Source organism: Aporhodopirellula rubra (assembly GCF_014192335.1).
Taxonomy (GTDB): Bacteria; Planctomycetota; Planctomycetia; order Pirellulales; family Pirellulaceae; genus Rhodopirellula; species Rhodopirellula rubra.
The window spans coordinates 51,137-74,212 of record NZ_JACHXU010000023.1; the positions used below are offsets into that span (position 1 = coordinate 51,137).

Below are 23,076 nucleotides of genomic sequence, written 5' to 3' on the forward strand. Positions count from 1 at the left end.
GACCAATCCGACCGTGGCCGAACGAGACGTTCGGCTGCGGACAGACGCATGGTCGACTCACTTGTTTCCGTGTGATCCCCAATCCATGGAACAACAAAGCTAAGAGTCAAACGGCAGGACGCCCATTCGCTGCGGCATATTTTGCCGGCGATCGAATTGCCTCGCCAATTTGCGTTCAGCTCACCACCGCACTCACGCGTGATATCACTAAAGCGATCAGATCAACGAACGTGACGAACGGTTTCACCGCTGCGTTATGGCGTGGCAAGCTCGAACGCGGGCTCGTTCTCGACTAACAGGAAATCATGGCCCGCGTCTAAATTGCCGAGCCGATCGACATGCCCTGACGGCCAAGACACCGTCACGTCGCCTGCCACGGACTGCTCGCCAAGCCCGATGTGGATGCAGCGTTCGTTGGAACACAGGAATCCATCACCGGCGAGCAATTGGTGAACCTCGACCTGCCCGTCGCGGACGACAGACACTTTCGCGCCGATGGCATCACGATGAGAACGAGTTGCCTTCAAGTAAAACCGTATCGCCGTTCCTGGTTCGCCGGTCTGGTTCATCAACAACGCACTCGGGGTGTCGACATGCGTCACAATAAGGTCGTTGAGTTGATCACGATTGAGATCCGCGATCGCGACCGCGCGGCCCAAATGAGTATTCAGGAAATACTCTCCTACCTCGTTCCCTTCGTGTTGTTTCCATCGCCCACCTGACACTTGGCCAAACAACTGCGGTTGCATTCGGAATGCTTCTCCGGATTCCTCCACCTGATTGACATGCCCGTTGGCGACAAAGAGCTGCATGGCATTTTGGTTGGTCAGATCAACCCACTGGGTACCAAACCCCAAGAACTTCATGGTCGGATCCAACAATCCTTTTTGGACGGTTCGATCCACCCAACTTCCCGGTGCGACCTGCTCATAGAGCGTGTTGTAATCGGTCGTGAAGTGCGTCACATAAAAGTCGATGTCGCCATCGCGGTCAGGATCAGCGGCGGCAACCCCCATCGACGCTTGCGCCTTCGAGATACCGCTCAGCCCCAATCCGCGTATGGTGCCTTGCTCTTTCAACAAGACATCCCGCTCGCCATCGGACGCGGACCAAAGGTGATTGGCGGACATGTCGTTAGCGACATAGCAATCCATTCCTGCCGCTTCGTCGAAAAAACCTGCCACTAAGCCCAGCCCGCGCCCGGGCGCGGCGACGGATCGCAGTTGACCGCTCGCGTCACGAACTCCGAGCTCGTCCTGGCCGCGCCACAGAACATCCAACTCAGCCTCGAACTTCAGCGGCGAGCATGTCACCACATCGCTGCCACCTCCGCAGTGTTTCGAGTACGGATCCGTTCCACCGCAATAACACGTTTCAAAAATGTCGGCATTTCCATCGGCATCAAAATCCGCGATCACCACCGACGTTCCCCAACGACTCCCCGAGACGCCGATCTGGTTGGTCATGTCGGTAAACGTTCCGTCCCCGTTGTTCTGGAAATACTTCGCTTCACCAATATTCGTATCGTACAGATCGGGAAAACCGTCGCCGTTAAAATCACCGACCGCGATCCCTTGCCCAAACCCGACATCGTGATAATCCGCCTGTGTGTGACAGGGAACGAATCGACCACCTAAATTTCGGTGCAATTGGTTTGTTGACGAATTTCGCCGCAACGGTTCGCCATCGAGAACCGCAGACGCCAGATCGGGCCAACCATCCAAGTCGAAATCGATCACCGAGACGCCCCCGCCTAACGCTTGGTAAATCCAAAAGCCATGCTTTCCGATTTCGAGTCCGGGGATCGATGTGTGATCGTACCCCATTTCTAACGACCGGTTGGCCAGCATGGGCGCACGCAAGGCATCTTGGTTCAGCGAACGGCTCGACGGATTAGCGAACTCCCACTTCATGCGGGGCATCGACGACAGATCGATACGACTTGCCAAACCCACGCCCTGCTTTTGCCATGGCGTCTGACTCGTCAGTTGTTTCCGAATCGCTTTTGCTCGCGGGACCGGCTCACTGACCAAGTCATCTGTCATCTTAACAGCCAATTTCGCCCAACCATCGGCCTCCCACTGCCGACCGAGCTGTTCAAGCGTGTCAGCAAGACTGAATGCGATTCGTTGCGAATTCTGCTCGGCGGCAAAAAAGTCATCCAACTGACTCCGCAGTCGCGTCTCCAACGCAACGACCTCTTCTACCTGTTGAGCGATTTCATCATGATCCGTCTGCAATAGGGACTGATGCAGATCAGTCATCGCACGGAAATGAGTAGGGTCATGCTGCAACGCAGACCAAAACGCGAAACAGGCCTGCGGATATTCCTGACGCGTCTGCGCCCATCGACCTGCGATGTACCAATACGCCGCGTTGTCATGCAACCGTGCGGGCAGATTAGCAAGCCATTCCTGAAGCCGCTCGCCATCATGGATTTCAACCAAACAACGCCCATACAACAGTCGTGCTTTGTCGCGGTCGGGCTGGCGATCGAGAAGCAGTTCGAGCTTCTCGGCCGCGTCACGATAACGAAGATTCGAAAAATCAATGGCTGCTAATCCGAGTTGCAACTCTTCACTCGCCGGATAGCTGCGAACGAGCCCGTATAGGTATTTCCAGTCGGGTTTAACACGATCCGGATTCGATGTAATGACGAGCGACTCGACGTCCTCAACTCCGTGCCGCACCAACGTCTTTAAAGAAGGGATCGCTTCTTCCACCACACCGATGGCGGCTGAGATCCCCGCGAGGTCATAATGGAATTGGCTATGTTTCGGATAAACTTCGGTGGCGAGTTTCAAAACTTCCACCGCTGTAAACGGGTGCCCACTCTTGAGACAGGCGTCAATTGTTTTCCGGTAGAGCGACGCCGGCACCGGAGAACCTTGCTCCAACATCGATCGATAGGCCGCAATCGCTTCCTCGTGCTTATTTGCGATCCATAGCAAATCACCGTTGAGCTCAAACGCCCGAACGTTTTCCGGATCGGCGATGAAGCAACGTGTCAGAACGCGCTGCGCATCCTCGATTTGTCGATTCGCAATCAAGCCCGCGACTTCATTCAGGTCCCGCTGAACCGACGAAGTGATCTCGCTAACCGGCAACTCAGGTTCGGGTATCGGACGAGTGTCTTGCGCCAACGTCGACGCAGGACTCTCCGATCCGCGCGGCGTCTCTTCGCGTGCTTGATCGTCGCCGCAACCGCTCGCCGCCAAAGCGACGCAAATCAACAGACAGCAGATTCTTAGCCCGCGAAAACAACCAACGCAATGATTCATATCAACCACAGATCCGAACAAGAATCAACGACATGCTGCGAACACTGTTCTGCGTCGCGCAAGATAAAAGGACGCGTTACCTCGGTCGAAACCGAAGTAACGCATCCCATGGTTTCGAAGACCACCATGAACGCAAGTTCAACAGGTGCAGCTAGAACTCTTGCGCGATTACTTCATGCGAAGCCTTCGTCCCAAGAGCTCCCCACAAACCGTACGGACTCGGTTCACCCGCACCCAATCCCGTCGAGCCAGGATTCGGTTCACCGTATGGTATGTGACTTTGGTCACCCGCATCGATCGACTCGGTGATGAACCTCACCGCCCCATCGCCCATCAAGACATGCACACCACCGACGTGTCTGCTCGACGCACTGAGCAAACCACGACTGCCGTGAGCCTCGACGACGTTGTAACTGTTCGGAGGCCTGATCGTGACGATGACCGATGATTGCGGGCGTCCATCGGACCAGCGATGCCCACGACCGTGATTGATATTGTCGTCCAACGTCGCCGTTTCGGCCCAATAGCCAGGACGGGACGCGTCCAACGCACCGGACGTTTCGTAGTAGTTGGGTGGACGTCGTTCAACCTCACTATCGAGCAAACAGGTTGTGATGACCTCACGCTGCTGCCCAATGTCGGCTGCGTTTTCACCGCACATGATCGTGTTACTCAAACCGTCTTGAAAGTCACGGAATCGCGTGAAGTGGCGAGCATGAAACGCGCCGCGTCCCCAACGTCCCACATTTTCAACCGACCATGACGACCATCCACCTTCTGAACCGGTGCGTCCGTCGTGCCAAATCCCGGAGTGATGCTGTTCTTTAATAGCATCCCCTGCACAGGCGGCATAATTACTGAAGGCAACCTTGCCTGGAATCAATGTTGCCGGATCACTCGGGCAACGATAGCCATTCACCTGCGTCAACCACGGAGCATAAAACTCTTCCCATGGCGGCGGCCCCATGGGTGGATAGGGCGGCGAAATTGGCGTGACTCGGTCACGCTCGAATCCGTATGGGTTGCTGATTTGTTCCCACAAACCCTGCTGCTCAATGAATGGCAAAACACCAACTGTCCAACTCAGCCAAAGCGAGTTGTTCGTGCCGGATCCGCCCGACTTTGTGCCGCCGGAATTCATAGGCAATCGACCGTACGCGGACTCGTAGTTATGGAGCCCGAGTCCGATCTGCTTGAAGTTGTTACTGCAACTCATTCGTCTCGCTGCTTCCCGCGCCGATTGTACAGCCGGGAGCAATAAGCCAACTAATACACCGATGATCGCAATCACAACGAGCAATTCGACCAGAGTGAATCCACGGTTTACGTGGCGTACACTGGGTGGCTTGGTAAAAGTCATCTGATACCTCAAAAATAGAAAACGAGTGTTCAATGAGATAGGCTCCAATCCACACTAGGACCACAGCCGTATCGATACAGGTCAGCGTCCAGGACGTTCAGTCATTTGTTTGGTGTACGCTGCCGCTTCCGCTCTCTCTTCGGCGGTCGGTGGCGCTACCGGAAGGTAGGTAGTCCCATCGCCACTGTCGCCACAACCAGCAAGCGAACTCAGGATGATCAAAAGACCAACGAGTTGAAGAATCGAGTTTTGCATACACACACCTATGACACGTTTGAAGTAACTGACCAACTATCCGCCTCGAAAACAAACCTAGTCACTCAAACGAGCATGAACAGACCAGTTTGCGAACTCCATTGACTAAGGGAACGAGCAGTCCCTAACAATTTTTCTAAAGGCGGCTCGTTGGTCTTCAACCAGCAAATTTTTCATTAAAACAAAGGGTACATACTACGCTTTTATGCCCTTTGAGGCGAGTTCCCAACAAACAAGACATCAGTCATTTTACCCCGCGTTTTACGGCACGAAATCAATCTCAACAATTTGCCAGCAAGCCCCACTTGGGAACACACATCTTTTCTTTTTTTCGCTAACTCCTTATTCCGCGTACGGCTTATGACTGTTGGCGTTACACGATGCTTCACTGCTTTTGCGGGAAAGTAAACTTTCCGTTGCGCAAACTCATATATGCATGGGCACCAAAGTTGCTTTGACAAATATCGCCCCTGATCGCATGTCAATCTCTGAACCATGCGATCACGAAACGAATTGCTGCCGAGACACACTTGGCATCGAACGCGGTCACCTACCGACAACAATCGCCCCCCCCACAGCCAATCCATGCCATGCCGTCTGGCGGACGGTGTCGCCCTGCCCAACGCCTAGATTGGTTGCCTGTTAGCGCAACCTGCTCCTCAGGCCGTTTGTATTCGATGCTGCCTCACACCTGCTGATCTTTGGCGGCTTGCCGCCCCCCCTCTCTCTCTCGTCCTCCCTCAATGTCAACACGGGGAGCCTTGGCGTGGTAGAATCGGGAGCCCCCCCAACACAGACTGATCAACAGTTTGCCCGCCCACTGCAGGATTTCCCCATGAATCATTCCCGCCGCAGCTTCTTGCGCATTCACGGTGGCACGCTTGTGCTTCCCTTCCTCCCGTCGCTGGCTTGGGCGGATGGAATCTCTTCCGAGATCGGTACGCCAAACAAGAAGATGGTGATCGTTTACTTGCCAAACGGCATCGTGCGGCGTTGCTTTTTTCCCGGCGAGGAAAACGCCGAGGTACCGGAGTTCATTGGCAACTTCGAAGCCGACAAGATCAAGAACGAGCGGCGTTTCAAGCACAAGCCAGGCTACTATCCGATCGAGTTGACGGAAACGATGCAGCCGCTGGCGGATCACGTCAAAGATCTGACGTTGATCACGGGACTCGACCGAACCTACAAAGACGGGCAGGACGTGCATGCCCAGGGAGCGTCGTGTTACCTGACCAGTTTGTCTCCCGAGCAGGCCACCCGGCAAGGCATTGCCCATCCCAATGGTCGAACGTTGGACCAGGTGATTGGGGACGCGGTGGGCCACTCCACAGTATTCAACACCTTGGAGATCAGTTGCAACGGCTTCACCGCGCCGAAGGAACCGATCGAATTCGACAACATCTCGTGGTACGGTCCCGGCCGAATCGCGCCGTCGATTCGTGAACCTCAAAAACTGTATGACCGCCTGTTCCTGCGTGAGAGTTATCGCGAGCACGTCGGCGACGTCACGGATCTGGTCCTGGCGGATGCCAAGACGCTGTCTCGCAAACTAGCCAACAAGGATCGCCATACGCTCCATGAGTTCATGGAGATGGTTCGCGGCATCGAATTGCGGATCCAAAAAATGGATCGGATGTTGTCCCAGGTCGACGTGCAAGTCCCCAAGAATGAAGTGCTGCCTCGGGGCGAGTACATTCGCCTGCAAATGGACCTGATGCTTTTGGCATTACAGATGGGCATCACCAACGTCTGCACATTCATGCTAGGGCCAGAACGTTGGGATGCAACGTTGATGTACGAAGGCGTTTTCGATAAACCTGTCCAGCATCACAACATGACACACAACCAGAAAGGAGATGGCTACAAGGACCTGCAGAAAATTGATGTTTTCCACATGCAGCAGTACGCCTACCTGATCCAGCGAATGAAAGAGATGACAGAGGCCGACGGCAGTTCAATGCTGGATAACTCGCTGGTTGCGTTCGGAGCTGGACTGGGCGATGGAGCGACGCACCAGTATTACGACTTGCCGATGATGGTCGCTGGCAATGCCCAGGGGCAAATCAAGCAAGGACGATTTATCAAATTGCCCAGCGGCACGCTGAATTCAAACCTGTGGCTGACGTTTGCTCAACTGATGGGCTTGGAGATCGACTCCTACGCTGACAGCACCGGTGTCATTTCGGACTTGTGGACATGATCACAAACAAGAAACGGGATCTCCATCGAATCTCGATGATGAGACGGAGTTGCGTTGTCGTTGGCTTGGTCTGGGCGGCCTGCCAGGGGGCACACGCTCAGGACCAAGATTTTCAACAAGTGCTCGTCCCGTTGTTTCAGCAGCATTGCCTGGATTGTCACGGTGCCGACGAAGCAAACGCGGACATCGATTTTGACAAGCTGGCCACGGCAGAAGATCTTCTTGCCCGACCCGCATGGATCGACAGCGTGTTGGATGCCATCGCCAGCGGTGCGATGCCACCCGATGGGGAGCCGGGATTGAACCAAGCGGAACAGACCCAGGCGGTGAACTCGCTGAGAGCGATGCTGCGTAAGGCGACCGAGCACGAGCCTCCAACAGGCATTCCTGTCAGCCGACTGAATCGTTTTCAGTACAACAATACCGTCCGCGATCTGTTCGATCTGGATCGTGACGTGTTTCCATTGCCCGAAAAACTGATGACTCGTCATCACAATTATCTGCATGACCGAAATCAGGGCGGGCACCCATTTCACATGCCCGATACGGTTCAGGTGGCGTCGCATTCATTGCAACCCCAACCGGGATTGGAAGGGGTGAAACCGTTTCCCAAAGACCTGCGAGCCGAACACGGATTCGATAATCAAGCGAGTCAATTGACGCTGTCGCCGTTGTTGCTCGACGCGTTCCTGCGACTCAGTGTTTCGATTGTGGAAAGCCCGCAGTTCAACGAACAGACCGTGGGCATCTGGGGCGATTTCTTTGCCGAGCCTGTGGATTCCAGCGATCACAATGGGGTGATTCGGCAGCGGTTGGAGCCGTTCCTGCGAATCGCTTTCCGTGGCCCGGTCGATGACGAAACCATCGGTCGGTACACGAGCTACGCGATCGCAAAAATGGACGGCGGGTTGTCGTTTCCGGACGGCATGAAAAAGGTTGCCGCGGCGGTGCTGTCGTCGCCTCTATTCCTGTATCGCTCACCGGCGACCGATCCGTCGGAACAACCTTTCGTGCTCGCTTCGCGGCTGTCTTATTTTCTCTGGGGCAGTTGTCCCGACCAAGACCTGTTGCGGCTGGCTGCGACGGGACAGCTTTCCGATCCGGCCATCCTTGATCAGACTCTCACGCGGATGTTGGCGGACCCCAGGATCGAACGTTTCTTAGATTCGTTTCCATCCCAATGGATGCAGTTGGAAAACGTGCTCGCGGTCACTCCGGATCCGCAGATCAATCGCTACTTTGCTCTGGCACCCAACCTGCCCGCGAGCGTGCAAATGGTTCTGGAGCCGCTGTTGCTGTTCGATACGGTGTTCGTCGAGGATCGACCGATTGCGGATTTGCTGGCTCCTGATTTCGCCTATCAGAGTGAATTTCTAAAGACGTGGTACCACAGCGAATTGTCGCCACCGCCGGTCGATGTGCAGGCGATCGAGGTCGAGAATCAACAAAGGGACACACGGCGACGTGAACTGCAGGAAGCCATTGCCGGCTTGGAGGCGGAACGGAGCCAGCTTGTGGAGCCGGTCCGCCGGGCGGTCTTGCAAGAGCGTCAACGCTCCGAGTCGGTTCTCCCCCCCGTCGATCTGAAACCCTATGCCAGCTGGGACTTTGATGGCGATTTATCGGAGTCCGTGCGGGGATTGGATCTGACGGCACACGGCGAGATTCAGTTTCGCGATGGGCGGGTTGTCTTGGACGGCGCTCATTTACTCAGCAAGCCGCTGCCCATCGATTTCAACGCCAAGACGATGGAAGTCTGGTTTCAGCTCGCGACATTGGAGCAACGCGGCGGCGGACTAATGGGCCTCCAAGTGACCGGCGGACTGTTTGAGAGCATCGTATTGGGAGAACGGCAGAACCTGCGTTGGATGTCCGGCAGCAACGGCTTTGAGCGTACCGAAGACATTGTTGACGCGTATGACGAGACCATCGCCGACGATCTGCTGCATCTGGTCATGGTGTACGAGGACGACGGGACCAAGAGGTTGTACCGTAACGGTCTGCCCTACGGTCAGCCGTATCAGAAGGGACAGGCGACGTTTCCACGCGACGTCACGAACGTGATGTTCGGACTCCGTCATTTGCCGCCGGGCGGCGACCGGTTTCTTTCCGTTAGCATCGATCGGGCTCGGTTGTACGATCGAGCGTTGACGGTGGACGAAGTTGAAGCGGCTGTGGCACAGCGGGAGGGCTTTGTCACGACCCGCGATCTGGTCGCGGCGATGACTCCTGATCAGAGACTGAGGCGTGACCAATTGGTCGCTGCCCTGGCCGATCACCGGGAAAAATTGAACCAAGTGCCTGTGAATATTGATCCCGCATCCGTCGTCCGGGCCGCTCAGCAAACGTACGACGACCAGCTCCGCACAATGATGCAGGCCCGCGAGTTTCAACGAGTCCCGATTCGTGATCCAAGGTATGGCGGAATCATTACCAACGCCGCCGTGCTCAGCATGACTTCGGGGCCCCAGCGAACGCATCCGGTGGCCCGAGGTGTGTGGGTGATCGAGGTGATTTTCAATGATCCACCCGATCCACCGCCCAACGATGTGCCGCCGCTCAATGAAGAAGCTGGCGACAAAGACCAGACCATCCGCGAGCGGTTTGCCGCTCATCGCGACAACGCGTCCTGCGCGGGCTGTCATACCAAACTCGATCCCCTCGGTTTTGCATTGGAGAACTTTGACATCACCGGTCGATGGCGCGATGTGTACGACAACGGTCGCGCGGTGGATGCCAGCGGCACGCTGATGCGAAAACATGATTTCGTCGAAGCGATCAGTTTCAAAGCCGCGGTCGTGAAGGAGCGACATCGTTTCGCCAAAGCCTTCACCAAGCACCTGCTGCGTTTTGCACTCGCACAAGAACTCACACCCGCCGACACGTTGGTGGTGGACGAAATACTCGCCCGTGCCGCCGACGACAACTACCGGTTGCAGACCTTGCTAGGCGAAGTGATTCGTAGCGAACGATTCAGCGCGCCCTGAAATCCTCCTCACACCATCGCGGTGGAATCCGTCCCCATCATGAATGACACGACTCGAATGAGCTAATCCGCTGTGAATCACGCCTCTTTCGAGAATTGTCTCTGACGCCGCGTCCTCAATCGGGCGAGGCCCCGAGATTGGCTTGAGAACCCTCTGGTAGCGTTTGCCTTCACCCCCTGTCCTGCAACGCGTTGTTCGCGATATCCAGGTGACGCTGGCTCCCCTTCCCGAACTTTCAGTTTTGATAGACGTCGCTCTGTTGTTCGTCATTGGTTTGAATCGATTTCTTCCAACGAATGCCCGACGTGGTGGGGTTTCGTTGCAGACAGGCGACCGGTCAAACGCAGCTACGGTTCAAATGGACGCACGTCAAACGCACATTACTGCAAATGAGCTTTTCCAGACGCTCGCTTAGTTTCGGCAATAGAAATCGTTTTGCCCCGCCTCGTGGGTTTGATGCTAACGCGGTCCCCAATTTCGCCACTGAGTACCTCCCTGTTTGCGGCGATCGTAGTTTCGCTCAGTCCCCAACACGCCCCCAATTCATATTTCAAATGCGCTGACGCAACTCATGATGCGAAAACAGCCTCTGCTTTGAAAAGAACAGTTTCATGCCTATTACCTCCAACTGTTTTGGATCGTCGGAATATCGCATCAAACCAGGAATGTTCCTCACAGACTCGCTGCAATGCTTTACGACTGTTTTTGTTACCAATCCCTGGTGCTCTCGTTAAGCCCCTCTTGGCAATCGAGAGGACGATTCATCGAACAGGCTGTCGATGAGACAGCACATCTTGCCAAGATCGAAAGCGGTCGCGTGGATGGTTAGACGCTACCGAATGCGTGGACGTTCGCAGCCCCAACAATGCAGCAATTGCTCGGGCCAATAGACCGCAGGCAAAACGAATGCATAGTGTGGCGATTGAGGAGCCACCACGAGCGGCAACACGCTATCGCTGAGCATTTGGTTCGGCAAATGATGGCGAGCGAATTGAACCGTTGAAATCAAACACCCGTCACGTGAGATGCTCGGCGGGACCGCCAACCCGAAAACACGAATCATTTCATCGGTAAGGTAATCCGCGATCTCGCGAAGCGCATGTGACGTCGGTTGCGTCCCTTTGAGCGTGGCCAATTCCGTAGCCACGTTTCCGAGTTCCTGTGGATCAAGACCGTGAGATTGCAAGCTGTAAACCATTTCACCGGGAAGGTTTTGCTGCCCAGGTACAAACAGGCCGCCATTGGCCTGGATCAAATGCCCCCAAACGATCACGCCGTCGCGAAACACTTTTCGCTGAGCAGACAAAGGTCGGCAAAGACCATCGGATCGAGATACGATGCGCGTAATCAACGAAAACGCTACTCGCAAATACCGCTTTTCAGCATCGCCAAAATTTCGAGGGGCGTCCCCGAAACGTTCGCAACACTCTCGCAACATTTCCGACCATATGAATTGGCTCTTACCTGTCACCACGACGGCCCTCGCTTCTACGAATCATCGTTTTGGAGCGACTTTTGTTTGGCCAGTTTGAGAATCATAATGCGATCCGGTTTACTCAACTTAATGATCGGAATGGACACCTCATCCCCGTTGCTTTTCCGCAACAAAACAAAACCGCCTTTAGAATCTACATAAGTCGCCAAGACGGAGAATTTGCCGGACGCATCGTTCCATAGTCGTTCACGATTGCCGTTCACCCCAACGCCCGATGCCCCATCTACTGACACGGCGTCCCGTGTTTGCTGGGCGAGTGCAACGTCTTTAGCGATCGCAAGGTCTTCTCTCACCATTCGGTATTTTGTACGCCAACCGTCCCACGTAACATCGACGGTGCCATCGTCATGAACCCGGTCGACGGTGACGTAGTTCCATTTTCGCCCCCACACGGCCCCCAACTTCATGCCAGGTGACAGTGGAGTTTCGGGCGCGACGATCATCGCGCCGTCAGGTAGCGGGATCCCGATTTTGTATCGTGTCACACCAGCCAACGGCTTTGGCGACGCGGCAGGTTCTCGATCAATCGACGCCTGGGATTCGTTGGGTGCATCCGGCTCTTCCACCTTTGGCATGGCATCCCCTCGGGACCGCGTCTCTTCCACTTTCTCGCTGGGAATCGCGGGCGAAGACGCCGTTATTTTGTCGACGCTCGGTTTCGGCGGTGTTTCGAGAGGCGGCACAATTTGGGACTCGAATGCAACCGCAGGTTCGGAGGCTACGGACCGCATGGTCGGTTTCGCAACCGAGACATCTACTCTCGGCAATGATGCCACGGGCGCCTTCTTCGCACTGCCGGGCACAAAGATCAGAAAGATGATTCCACCTAAAAGGATTACGATGCCGACAACAACCGCGATCGCACTCTTGTAGATCGGAATCGGAGGCTTGACGTAACCGTAAGCAGCCAACGAGTCACGACGGTACTTTGCCTTCTCCGCCTCCGTTTGCTCCCTGATGCCTAACCAAATCGCGTAGGCCCCAAAGCCGACAATCACGAGGCCAATTACAATCACGACTATGAAACCCACCAGCCCCTTCTCGGGAGCACCCTGATTCGCCTGCGCTGCATTCGCGGTAGCGTTAACGGCACCGAGAAGGATTCCCGCCAAAGAAGAACCACAGCGGACGATCCTGCTTCGACCTGAAATCGTTCCGAGATTATTCATGAGTATCATTTCGTGCCCCTCCCAATCCGCATTACCATCGTCTGCATAGAAACAATACCATCATTTCTTCCCTTGGGGGATTTAGACACCCTAACATCCAGACAAGTTCCCTTGAGATAACATCACTCGAGCGTAGAAAACTCAAACGATAGAATCTCCGCGTTGCTGGTCCCTTCCCCGTACACGGGTCGGATGAAGGCAGGAGTCGCTCCCCGGAAGGTTGTGGTCGACTCCTATTCGCTCGAAAATTTGCAAACTTTTGCTCCAATGCTCACCCAGGGCGTTTGCACGGGGAATCACGAGCTGAAAACGACTTGTTCCATGTAGCTGTCATCCCATCCCGCAGTGAGGCGTTTGTTCTTCACGCCACACTTGGCTGTCTTCTCTTGTTTTAACAGACTGAGTGCGGTTCGCCTCAACGTGCTGAAGTTCTCGTCCCCATGGCCCTTGCGGATTCGGCATTGGTCTTCGCCGAAGGTCACATCAAGTTGCCAGTGGCAACTGTTTTCAATTCCCCAATGTCCACGAACCGCGCCGGCGAAGGCTTCAACTGGCAGCATCGTACTCACGATGTAATATCAAATCGCGATCTCATCGCCCTTGCGGCGCTGAGTGTTGTTGATCGACATTCCAATGGCGTGGAGTCCCTTCCACCTTGAGCCATCTGGCAGGTCCTCCGGAAGTTCGCACAAGTAGTAGCTTCGCTCGTCGGTTCGACCATGAGTGTGTTCTTTTGTGTGATGTTCAACAACACTCACTCTCGCAAAGTCATCTTCCAGGTGGGCAAGAAAGAACGCCTTGATCCCCTCGTGAAGCATCGGCTGATTTCCTTTGACAGCCAAGCAAGAGTCCGCGCCTTCGTCGATGATCTTAGCAGCGATTTCGGTTTGGCATGAGTCAAGTCCAGGAATCTGGCAAACCAGTCTTTCTTCGTGATTGCGAATCGCGCAATTGCAAGGAAGTCGTCTGCTCCTGCAACAACTCCACAAATCATCATGAACAGCACATTGACCAGCGGATAGACAGGTTCTCCTGGACGAGGGTCGGTTACGTTGCCAAAACTGATCAATCCGTGAAGTAGAGCGTTCCGTCGAGACATGCCATAACGAGTGCCCCCGGCTGGCTGCGGAGAATCAACCGCCCAAACATGGGTCCTTGCTCACTTTTGCAGATTGCCCAGTGTGGCCCAATCGCCCTGGTTCGCAACTCGGATGAGTTGCGTGCCTTTAACGTCTGCTGCGAATTGGGATGTAATCGGCAAGACCGTCTCCGTCGGATAACACGGTCTGTACCGAGGAACACGTGGGTGGGAATGAGCAGAATTTTGGGTTTACATCGATCTGGGGGCCGTTTCCGGCGCCGTTAGACAGCGATTGAGGGCAACCGGTCACAGAAAACCCCCGAAATGTTCATGTTCCACGGTGAAGACCTGTTTGAATCTCGCTAGACTGACGGGGGGCATTGTCGGGCCCGTGCGATGCGTGCGCGCCTCTCCCTTTCATCTGTTTAGCCATACCATTCGCCGATGACTTCCCTCATTCAACGCGGACTCGAGATCGTGCCGGGTTACACGCTCGTTCGCCGATTGGGGTCGGGCATGGCGGGTGAGGTCTGGGTGGCTCGTGCGTCCGGCGGCGTTTACGTTGCGGTCAAAGTCGTTCGCGACATGAGCATGATCGGTAGCAAACGCGAGCTCGGTGCGTTGCGGATTGTCCGTGAGGTCAAACACACGAACCTTTGCCCATTGATTGGCGTTTGGTTTTTCGATGCCGACGGGGAATTGCTCAGCAATTCCGCGACGGACGATATTCTCGGACGAGAATCCTCGTTGATCGACACCGAATGTCTCAGCGGCGACCGCAACTCGGACGAGATGCGAGAAACTCATGCGATGGGTTTGGCAGATTCCAACGTCGACCTGAACCCGCGTGATCCGTCTGCCCCCAGCGACAGCCACCTGCAAGAGACGGGCGAATACAAGGGTGACGCGGCGGATGATTCGGGCTTCCTGTCGGCGTTGTCGCGAAAGTCTACCCCGCGTCCAAATCGAGGCTCGGACCTAACGCGGCCGAGGTCGGATTCGTCAACGTTGCCGACGCCCGGCGATCGACGCAACGAAGATGATCCTGATTCGTCACTCGGTGACGCCAAACAGATGGTCATCGCGATGGGCCTCGGTGAGAAAACACTGCACGACCGATTGGTCGAAATGCGTGCCCCCGGCAACGCACCGGAGAACGAGAACGATCCGCTGCATTTGCCCGGTGGAGTTCCCGCCCCTGAATTGATTCGGTATATCACCGGAGCCGCGTCGGCAATCGACGAACTGAACATCCACCACAACATTTACCACTGCGATATCAAGCCGCAGAACATTTTGATCGTCGGTGGAAACGCTCAGGTCTGCGACTTCGGGTTAGCTCGTCGCGTCCACGAGAATCGACGCACTCAGTTAGCAATCGGCACACCCGCCTATGGTGCGCCGGAGATGCTATTCGACCAGACCTACACCAAAACGATCGATCAGTATTCGCTCGCGATCACTTACTACGAAATGCGAACGGGCAACCTGCCGTTTGAGACGTCCCGTCGCTCGTCTTTTCTGCGAGCGAAAGCCAACGGAGAACTGCGGCTCGATGAGTTGCCGGTGCGTGAACGCGAGGTCATCGAACGGGCGACTCGCCTCGATCCGTCAGAGCGATACGAAACCTGTTCGCAGTTCGCGGAAAAACTTAACGAAGCGATCTTCTCAACTGGAGTGAGTGGAGCGGGCGGGCGACGCACGAAGGCTCTGATCGCGACCGCGATTTGCTTGCTGACTCTCATCGGTGGCGGCGTTGCCTATTACGTTTCGACGCTTCCGAAGACGGTGGTTGCGGAGAACGACGCTAAGTCTGACGAATCGATCCAATCCTCCTCAACGGATCCCCTTGAAAACAATCGCGAGGCCGAACAAAGTTCGGCGTTTGACTCGGACATAAGACCTGATGACGCTCTCGCTATCGACTCGGTACCACAGGACCCCGCCGATCTATCACCAAACGCTTTAGAGCCCCCAAACACGACAGAACCAGACTCAACGCCTCCTCTCTCGATGGGCCAGGAGTCACCAGCCAATGCACCGGAGAAACATACGGACGTTGCACCTGCTATTCCAGATCCAACGTCGGGTGAGATGCCTGTCGTCTCGACGGGACCTGATCCGATAGAGATGGATCCATCGACCGACGCGCCGCCAGTCATCACGACACTACCCGCCAATGTCGATCCGCCCACCGAGCCAAAACGCACGCCCGAGACGATCGACGAATATCTCGCCGCAGCCGTCGATCAGCTCGATCGTTGGTCCACACAGGATCCCGCGATCATCAAACGTACCGATCTCGAAGCGTTCGCAGACCAGATTGAGTCCTTCGCACCGACCCTGGATGCCGACGGCAACTGGGTTGATCCGCAGATTGCCAGTATTACCAAGTCGCCTTTTGAAGAACGTCACGTTCCCTCGGTGATTGCGATCGCGGACCGGTTTCGTGACGAAACGCTCGCTGACGAAACGCTCGCTGACAAGGCGAACAAGGTTAATCGCATCTCGACGGAAGATGCGAACGTTCTCGCGGGCCGAGTAGCATTGGCATCGCTACGTTCGCTGGTTCGCTCGTTGCTCGCCCCATCGTCATCCGTTTCTCCCGATGCGAAAGACGACGTCCGCAAAACGTTGCGTGGAGAGCAAGCCCAGAGAATTGCTGCGTTTCGAGACCTGTTTGGCGACGACGATCGCTTCCCATCGTCCGAACACCAAGCCGATGCGTCTTACACTTTGGCGAAATTCATTGTCGACGCGAAGAAGTCGCTTTCGTTTGATGACGACGAAATCGAGATCGCCAAAGAACGGCGATCCGATTTGAACCGAGCAAATGCGTTGAATTTGAATCCGGTTCGGCTATCGCGTCTCGCTGAAGCTCAAATGGGAGACTTGGTCGCCTTGCGGGTGGCTCGTGACGACGCCGGGGGCGGCGACGATTCTTCGGCTCAACGCAATGAAGTGATCGATGCGGTTGCCGTAGATATCACGCGTGATCTCGATAAGCCCGCTGCTCATGCGGATCAGAAAACGGGATGGGACCGGGTCAGCGGTGAACTGAACCTGAATGCCCATGCTGCGGCTGGATTGGCGATGTGGGATGCGAACCGTGTCAGTGATGCGATGAAGCATTGGATCGCCATCCAAAACGACGCGCTGCTGGACTTACATGTGCGAGACGATTGGCGAACCGATGTGGCAAACCGATGCCTCGATTGGCTCGCCGAGAACACCGATGCGGATGACAATGACATCGAAACCGTCCGCTTCAGCAAGTCGACGCGGCACGGCACCGGCGTGCTCGAATTGGTGTCTCGGTTCGCGGGAAAATCAGCGGACCTGCGAAAGAAAATCCAGCCAGAACAATTCCTGCTCGCGGCGGCGAAAGGCGATTACCGCACCGCGATGGAAGCGTGGGATGCGATGAATCTTTCGATGGACGATCCGCGGACAACGCCGCAGATCGGGTACGCCCTTTGGGAACTGTGTTCCCGACGTTTGAAAGACAACATCTCTGATACCGAACGTGCCGCGATCACCAACGACCTGGTCTTCGCAACGGTCGCACAATTGGACAACGCGACCGCGGGCGAACGCTTAGGCTCCGACATTCGGCTCAGCGAGACGCTCGCCAATCGCATCAACCAGACCCTCGATTCCGTTCACAAGATGACGACGCATCCGATTGATGCGATGCCCCAGATTTCGCAGAGGCTAGACCGACCGGAGTTGTTTGTTTTATGCAAACGATATCTCGATACGATCGCTAATTCGACCGCCCCATCAGACCACGGCCGTTTTCTTGATCGTCTAGAGAAGGTCCAGTTTGCCGCCGCGACCGCTGCGATGATCGAAAAGGACGTGCCCGCACGTGACGAGTTTCTGTTGATCGCGTCCGAAGCGTTCATTCAAACGCGGTACGAAGAGATCGACGACCTCCCCGCGGTCGAGATGATCGAGCGTTTGTTCGCGTATGAGAAAGCGGGCGATAACGCGTCACGCTCCGCACCGACGATCTACCGCCAATTCCTGGTGGCCAGAGCCGCCGACCAACGCGGATACCTCAGCCGAGATGACGAGGATGTGCTCAAGTACTACGTCCAAGCACGTGGTGCGTACACCCAATTGATTGAGAACCCAAACGTACCGCCCGATCTTCGGGGCAGTGTTTATCGATGCCGAGCGAGCCTGCTCAGTCGATTGGCCGTTCAGGAGACACTACCTCGCAAACGCGAATTGCTCGAACTCGCCGCAAAAGATGCTTCCGCTGCCGTCTCATTACCGCCTCGATGGCATTTCGACAACGACGATCGATTGACCACGGCCGCCGAAGTAAACATTTCGACGGTGAGACTAGTCACCGACCTCGAATTATCGGAAAAGCAAAAACTGCTCGACGATGCGGACCGATATATCGCCGAAGCGATCGCCGTTCGCAAGCAACTCGGCTATCCGACGTTCATGCACGAAACCCATCGGCTCAACGGTTATCTGTTCGATCTCTTGATGTCACCCAAAGGCAGACGCCATAGTAACCGCGAGCAGAAAGCGATGACGCTGATGAGTCAGCTCGGCACGGTACCGATCCCGTCTGCGCAAGAATTTGAAGTTGAAAAGACACTCGCCGCGCCGTCATACCGAACCAAAGTTCATTGGCACTGCATGTGTGCCATGGTGCACCGCCTCGCCGAACATCCCGAGATGGCGATGAGCCACATTCGATACGCGCTCCAGATCGCCGAAGAGCACTTACCGGAAACCGACGACCGGCGACACCGCGCGGTGTTGATCTACGTTCAATTCAAAGGACCTGAGTTACTGGAAGGCGTTTCCAAGAACGGACGGGCGGACCAGCAACTGGTCGGAGAACTCAGCGACAAACTGAACACGATCGTTGACCCGAATTCCTACTTCCGCATCGAGAAGCAGGGTTACGTTCGTGACCTTGAGAAGATGGCCAAACCTTAGCAATCCGAAAGAGCGGCATCACTTCTTCTTCCGGTTCTGCCGCGTAACCGTTCCGGCTTCCTCGGGACGATAATCCGGGTTGTCGCTCATCATTTGAGCTCCGGTCGTTTCCCGCCACGCGACCATCTGCTGAAGCAATCGCTCGGCCCGTTCCGGGTACGTCTGTGCGAGGTTTGTCGTTTCGCTAGGATCCTTACTCAGATCAAACAACTCGAGTCGTCCGTCCTCGAAGAACTCGATCAGTTTCCAGTCACCTTGCCGGATAGCGCCGTACGGTGCCGTGCGGTGATAGTGTGGATAATGCCAATACAACGCATCGCGTGACAGCGTTGTCGCATCGCCCTTCAACAGCGGCACGATGCTGAGCCCGTCTTGGTGTTGATCAGGACGCGGCGCCAGGTTGGCGATGTCGAGCATCGTGGGATAGAAATCGGTTCCGATCACCGGCTCGTCACACGACGTGCCTGCTTTGGTCACACCCGGCCACTTCACCACCAACGGTTCCCGAGTACCGCCCTCGTGCGAGAACCCTTTGAAATCACGTAGGCCACCAGACGTGCCCTGAAAATTGCCGCCGTTATCACCCGTTAAGACAATCACAGTGTTATCGGCGATTCCAAGAGTATCCAGCGTTTGCATCAATCGCCCGACGCTCTCATCGAGCCGCTCGACCATCCCCGCACGAGCCGGATCGAGATGTTCGTTATTCGTGTTCTCAAACGTTTTTGCTTTCGCTTTATACTTCGCAACCAATTCGGGCGGCGACATGATCGGGCCATGGAGCGTGTAGTAAGAGAAATACAGGAGAAAGGGTTGCGATTGCGGTGTTGCCTCCAAAAACTCAACGGCAGCGTCCGTCAGTTTGTCGGTCAGAAACTCACCAGGTTCTCCGTCGTCGAGGTTAGGAACATCGAACGGCGAGAAATACCTGCCTGGCCCTTTCGGCTGCCCCCATTCACGACCGCCCACGTTGAGATCGAAACCGTGATCGGTGGGATAGTGTTGATCAAAATCGTCTTGCCCGATCGGCATCAAATGCCACTTGCCGAAGAATGCGGTTGTGTAGCCGGACTCTTTCAACGCCTCTGGCAATAAGATGCGTTCATGATCGATCCGCATGTTCCAATCCGGAACCGACAATTTCGCGTGAGGATGATTGTGGCCGGCAATCCAATCAGTCAAATGCAGGCGTGCGGGATAGCAACCGGACAAGATTGCAGCACGACTCGGCGAGCAAACCGCACACGCGGCATAGGCGTTTTGAAACGTCATCCCTTGCCCCGCCAACGCGTCGATGTGAGGCGTTTCGTTGAACCGGGCACCGTAGCATCCGAAATCGCCCCACCCCAAATCATCAACGAGAAGAAAGACAAAGTTAGGCGGTTGTGCATTGCCGTCACTCTCCGGCATCGCCGCGGGTTGCGCCAATTCGGCCAACCCGATCGACGCATTCAAGCATGCCAGAAAAAGACAAACGGGCAACGTCCATCCACGTCGGTTCATACCAAATCGGTTCATGCCAGATACTCGAAGGTGGGGCTCTCGGTGTCGTTTACGGACGCCGAGGATATCGCGTCGAGCGGACGCATGCAAATATTCTGACAGAGCGGCTCGCTAACAAAGCAAAACAGCTTTACGCACTTCGCTCTCGTTTACGATTTCGCAACAATAACGCGATGCAGTCATTCCCCAAGACGGAACCACGCATGTCGATGTCGCAGGAAAACAGTTTCGCCAATTCCCGACCGTTGATTCCGAGTCCTCCGTAGCCCGCTTCGCTGACGACTACCTGATTGGCACCGAAGGCGATGTGCCGGATGCCGGCGAGAGCGGTAGCGGATAGACACATAGGACACGGTTCAGCGGTCGTCGCCAGCCAACACCCACTCAAATCACGCTTGCCGAGTTGCTTGCACGCGGCAGCGATTGCATTGATTTCGGCATGCGCGGAAGGGTTGTTGGCCGAGCGTGCAGTATTGTGGGCGACCGCGACTTGCTCACCATCGGATCGATAAATCGCTGCGCCGAATGGGTTCTCTCCGTGTCGAACACCTTCTTCCGCTATGGCAAGCGCCGCCTTCATCCACTGTTTTAAGTTCCAATCGTTTACTGTCTGCGAAATCCCTGCAGCCTTGTCGCTCATGTGCTTTTGTTCTTTCAAACGAACCATCAATTGAACTCGAAAAAAGGGGTCGACCAGCCGTCATCATGATGACCGATGGGAAGATGACCGACGGGGCCCGCGCCCCAAAATGCCGGAGCAAGTGTTCCGCAACATGAGCAAGCACATCTCGCGCCATTTACAACTGTTCATGTCGCATTTCGAGGCTCCCGATTGCGAATCGGAGCTCATAGCCGAGAGTTACCGGGTTGCTATCAAATTATCGTGTAATTTGAGCATTCGAAAACCCAGCGGTTCGCTGCCCGATCACGAGCCAACTGGACGATCACGGGTCGACTCGGCTGGTCCCCCAGCATGCGTTTTCCGCGAAGGAAGACCGCGACTCCGACGTCGCCGAATTTACCAAAATCCGGCGGACTTCTCGGCGGATCACGAAAGTCTTGTCGGCACGTGCTGCGGTTGTTTGGCGGTCCGAGCGGGGCTAGCAGATGTGTTACGATATTCGGTTGCTCTACCGCGTCTCATCCCCACTACCAAAGGTTGAAATCGATGTCTTCATCCACCGCTGCTCCGTCAACGATTCCATCCGATCTCGAATCGTTTCTTTCGTCGCCGAAACGAATGTTGATTAACGGAAATTGGGTGAACGCCAAGAGCGGAAAGACCTTCGACGTTTACGACCCTGCGACGGACCAAGTAATCGCGCAAGTCGCCGAGGGTGACCGGGAAGACATCAACGCTGCCGTATCCTCGGCTCGTGCGGCGTTTGATACCGGGCCGTGGTCCAAGATGACTGCATCCGAGCGAGGCCGACTGATTTGGAAGATCGGCGATCTGATCGAGGCCAACGCGGACGAGTTAGCTCAACTCGAAACACTCGACAACGGAAAGCCACTGGCGGTCGCCAAAGTCGCTGACGTGGCGCTGGCCGCTGACATGTTTCGCTACATGGCCGGTTGGGCGACCAAGATCGAGGGCAACACCATTTCGTTGAACGTGCCCTATTCACCGGGCAGTGAATTCCATGCGTACACATTGAAGGAACCGATCGGCGTTGTCGGTCAAATCATCCCTTGGAATTTCCCGCTCTTGATGGCGGCGTGGAAACTCGGTCCGGCACTAGCGACGGGATGCACGATCGTTCTTAAACCGGCGGAGCAAACACCGCTGTCGGCACTGCGACTCGGCGAACTGGTCGCCGAAGCAGGCATTCCGGACGGCGTGGTCAACATCGTAACCGGATTCGGCGAAACCGCCGGCGCGGCCCTCGCCTCTCACGATGACGTCGACAAAGTTGCTTTCACGGGTTCGACGGAAGTCGGCAAGTTGATCATCGGCGCGGCAACCGGCAACCTCAAAAAGGTAACACTCGAACTCGGCGGCAAGAGCCCCAACGTGATTTACGACGACGCGGACATTGATACCGCCATCGCGGGAGCCGCCGACGCGATCTTTTTCAACCAGGGCCAAGTCTGCAGCGCGGGTTCGCGTTTGTACGTGCAGCGTGGGATCTATGACGAGGTAGTCGCGGGCGTCAGCGAGATCGCCGCAAACATGAAGGTGGGCAGCGGGTTCGATCCGGAAACCCAAATGGGACCACTGGTGTCTCGCGAACAATTCAATCGCGTGAGCGGATACCTACGTGCCGGACTGGCCGAGGGCGCCGAAGCGTCCGCGGGAGGCGGCACCGTCGACCGCAACGGATACTTCGTTCAACCCACCGTGCTCAAGAACGCGTCACCGGAGATGTCCGTGGTGCGCGAAGAGATCTTTGGACCGGTCGTCGCTGCGATGCCGTTTGATAATGACAGCGAGATTGCGACGCAGGCGAACAATTCCACGTATGGACTCGCCGCAGGTATCTGGACACGCGACGTTTCCAAAGCACACCGGCTAGCGAAGTCAGTGAAAGCCGGCACGGTCTGGGTGAACTGCTACAGCATTTTCGACGCGGCATTGCCGTTCGGAGGATACAAGCAATCCGGATGGGGCCGCGAAATGGGCCACGCGGCACTGGAAAACTACCTGCAAACCAAATCCGTCTGCGTGAGTTTGTAGAAGGCAGGAGCCTGGCTACGACGTCAGACGAAACCGCAGGCGAATCACGTACCGCAGGCTGCCAGCCTGCAGTCACTGAAACGATGCGTGGTGGTGGGTG

At 55.7% G+C, this 23,076-nt stretch carries 11 protein-coding genes and 1 pseudogene; 4 read left to right on the forward strand and 8 right to left on the reverse strand.

From position 1 onward, the window contains the following. Nucleotides 1–254 precede the first annotated feature (254 nt). The 3 genes from FHS27_RS24410 to FHS27_RS24420 form a co-directional block, all read right to left on the reverse strand. Nucleotides 255–3,281 (reverse strand): FG-GAP-like repeat-containing protein, encoded by a 3,027-nt coding sequence (locus FHS27_RS24410; RefSeq protein ID WP_184307968.1) that lies wholly within the window; start codon nt 3,279–3,281, stop codon nt 255–257. Between the two features lie 151 nt (nt 3,282–3,432). Further along, on the reverse strand, nt 3,433–4,641 hold the full coding sequence (locus FHS27_RS24415) for a DUF1559 domain-containing protein (RefSeq protein WP_184307970.1): 1,209 nt from the start codon (nt 4,639–4,641) through the stop codon (nt 3,433–3,435). 81 nt (nt 4,642–4,722) lie between these two features. Further along, nucleotides 4,723–4,896 carry a hypothetical protein gene (locus tag FHS27_RS24420; RefSeq protein WP_184307972.1) on the reverse strand — a complete coding sequence of 58 codons (174 nt, stop codon included), beginning with the start codon at nt 4,894–4,896 and terminating at the stop codon, nt 4,723–4,725. An 835-nt stretch (nt 4,897–5,731) separates the two neighbouring features. On the opposite strand from FHS27_RS24420, the gene FHS27_RS24425 reads away from it, so the two are divergent. Next, nucleotides 5,732–7,096: a DUF1552 domain-containing protein gene (locus FHS27_RS24425; protein WP_184307974.1), complete on the forward strand. Its 1,365-nt coding sequence runs from the start codon at nt 5,732–5,734 to the stop codon at nt 7,094–7,096. Nucleotides 7,097–7,131: 35 nt separating this feature from the next. Continuing rightward, nucleotides 7,132–10,083 carry a DUF1588 domain-containing protein gene (locus tag FHS27_RS24430; protein WP_184307994.1) on the forward strand — a complete coding sequence of 984 codons (2,952 nt, stop codon included), beginning with the start codon at nt 7,132–7,134 and terminating at the stop codon, nt 10,081–10,083. An 832-nt stretch (nt 10,084–10,915) separates the two neighbouring features. Here FHS27_RS24430 and FHS27_RS24435 read toward each other — a convergent pair. The 3 genes and pseudogenes from FHS27_RS24435 to FHS27_RS24445 all read right to left on the reverse strand — a co-directional run bounded on the left by FHS27_RS24435 (nt 10,916) and on the right by FHS27_RS24445 (nt 13,846). After that, a complete protein-coding gene (locus FHS27_RS24435; protein ID WP_184307996.1) occupies nt 10,916–11,389 on the reverse strand; it encodes a hypothetical protein in 474 nt (157 codons plus the stop codon). Nucleotides 11,390–11,571: 182 nt separating this feature from the next. Beyond that, nucleotides 11,572–12,747 carry an SHD1 domain-containing protein gene (locus tag FHS27_RS24440; protein ID WP_184307998.1) on the reverse strand — a complete coding sequence of 392 codons (1,176 nt, stop codon included), beginning with the start codon at nt 12,745–12,747 and terminating at the stop codon, nt 11,572–11,574. Nucleotides 12,748–13,043: 296 nt separating this feature from the next. After that, nucleotides 13,044–13,846: pseudogene (locus FHS27_RS24445) on the reverse strand (ISAs1 family transposase). 426 nt (nt 13,847–14,272) lie between these two features. Here FHS27_RS24445 and FHS27_RS24450 point away from each other — a divergent pair. After that, nucleotides 14,273–18,796, forward strand: coding sequence for a serine/threonine-protein kinase (locus FHS27_RS24450; RefSeq protein ID WP_184308000.1), 4,524 nt, complete (start codon nt 14,273–14,275; stop codon nt 18,794–18,796). A gap of 18 nt (nt 18,797–18,814) precedes the next feature. Here the strand turns inward: FHS27_RS24450 and FHS27_RS24455 are convergent, their stop codons facing one another. Both FHS27_RS24455 and FHS27_RS24460 read right to left on the reverse strand, forming a co-directional pair. Continuing rightward, nucleotides 18,815–20,314 carry a sulfatase gene (locus FHS27_RS24455; protein WP_184308002.1) on the reverse strand — a complete coding sequence of 500 codons (1,500 nt, stop codon included), beginning with the start codon at nt 20,312–20,314 and terminating at the stop codon, nt 18,815–18,817. Nucleotides 20,315–20,429: 115 nt separating this feature from the next. Next, on the reverse strand, nt 20,430–20,966 hold the full coding sequence (locus FHS27_RS24460) for a nucleoside deaminase (RefSeq protein ID WP_184308004.1): 537 nt from the start codon (nt 20,964–20,966) through the stop codon (nt 20,430–20,432). 501 nt (nt 20,967–21,467) lie between these two features. On the opposite strand from FHS27_RS24460, the gene FHS27_RS24465 reads away from it, so the two are divergent. Then, nucleotides 21,468–22,976, forward strand: coding sequence for an aldehyde dehydrogenase family protein (locus FHS27_RS24465; protein ID WP_184308007.1), 1,509 nt, complete (start codon nt 21,468–21,470; stop codon nt 22,974–22,976). Nucleotides 22,977–23,076: the final 100 nt, after the last annotated feature.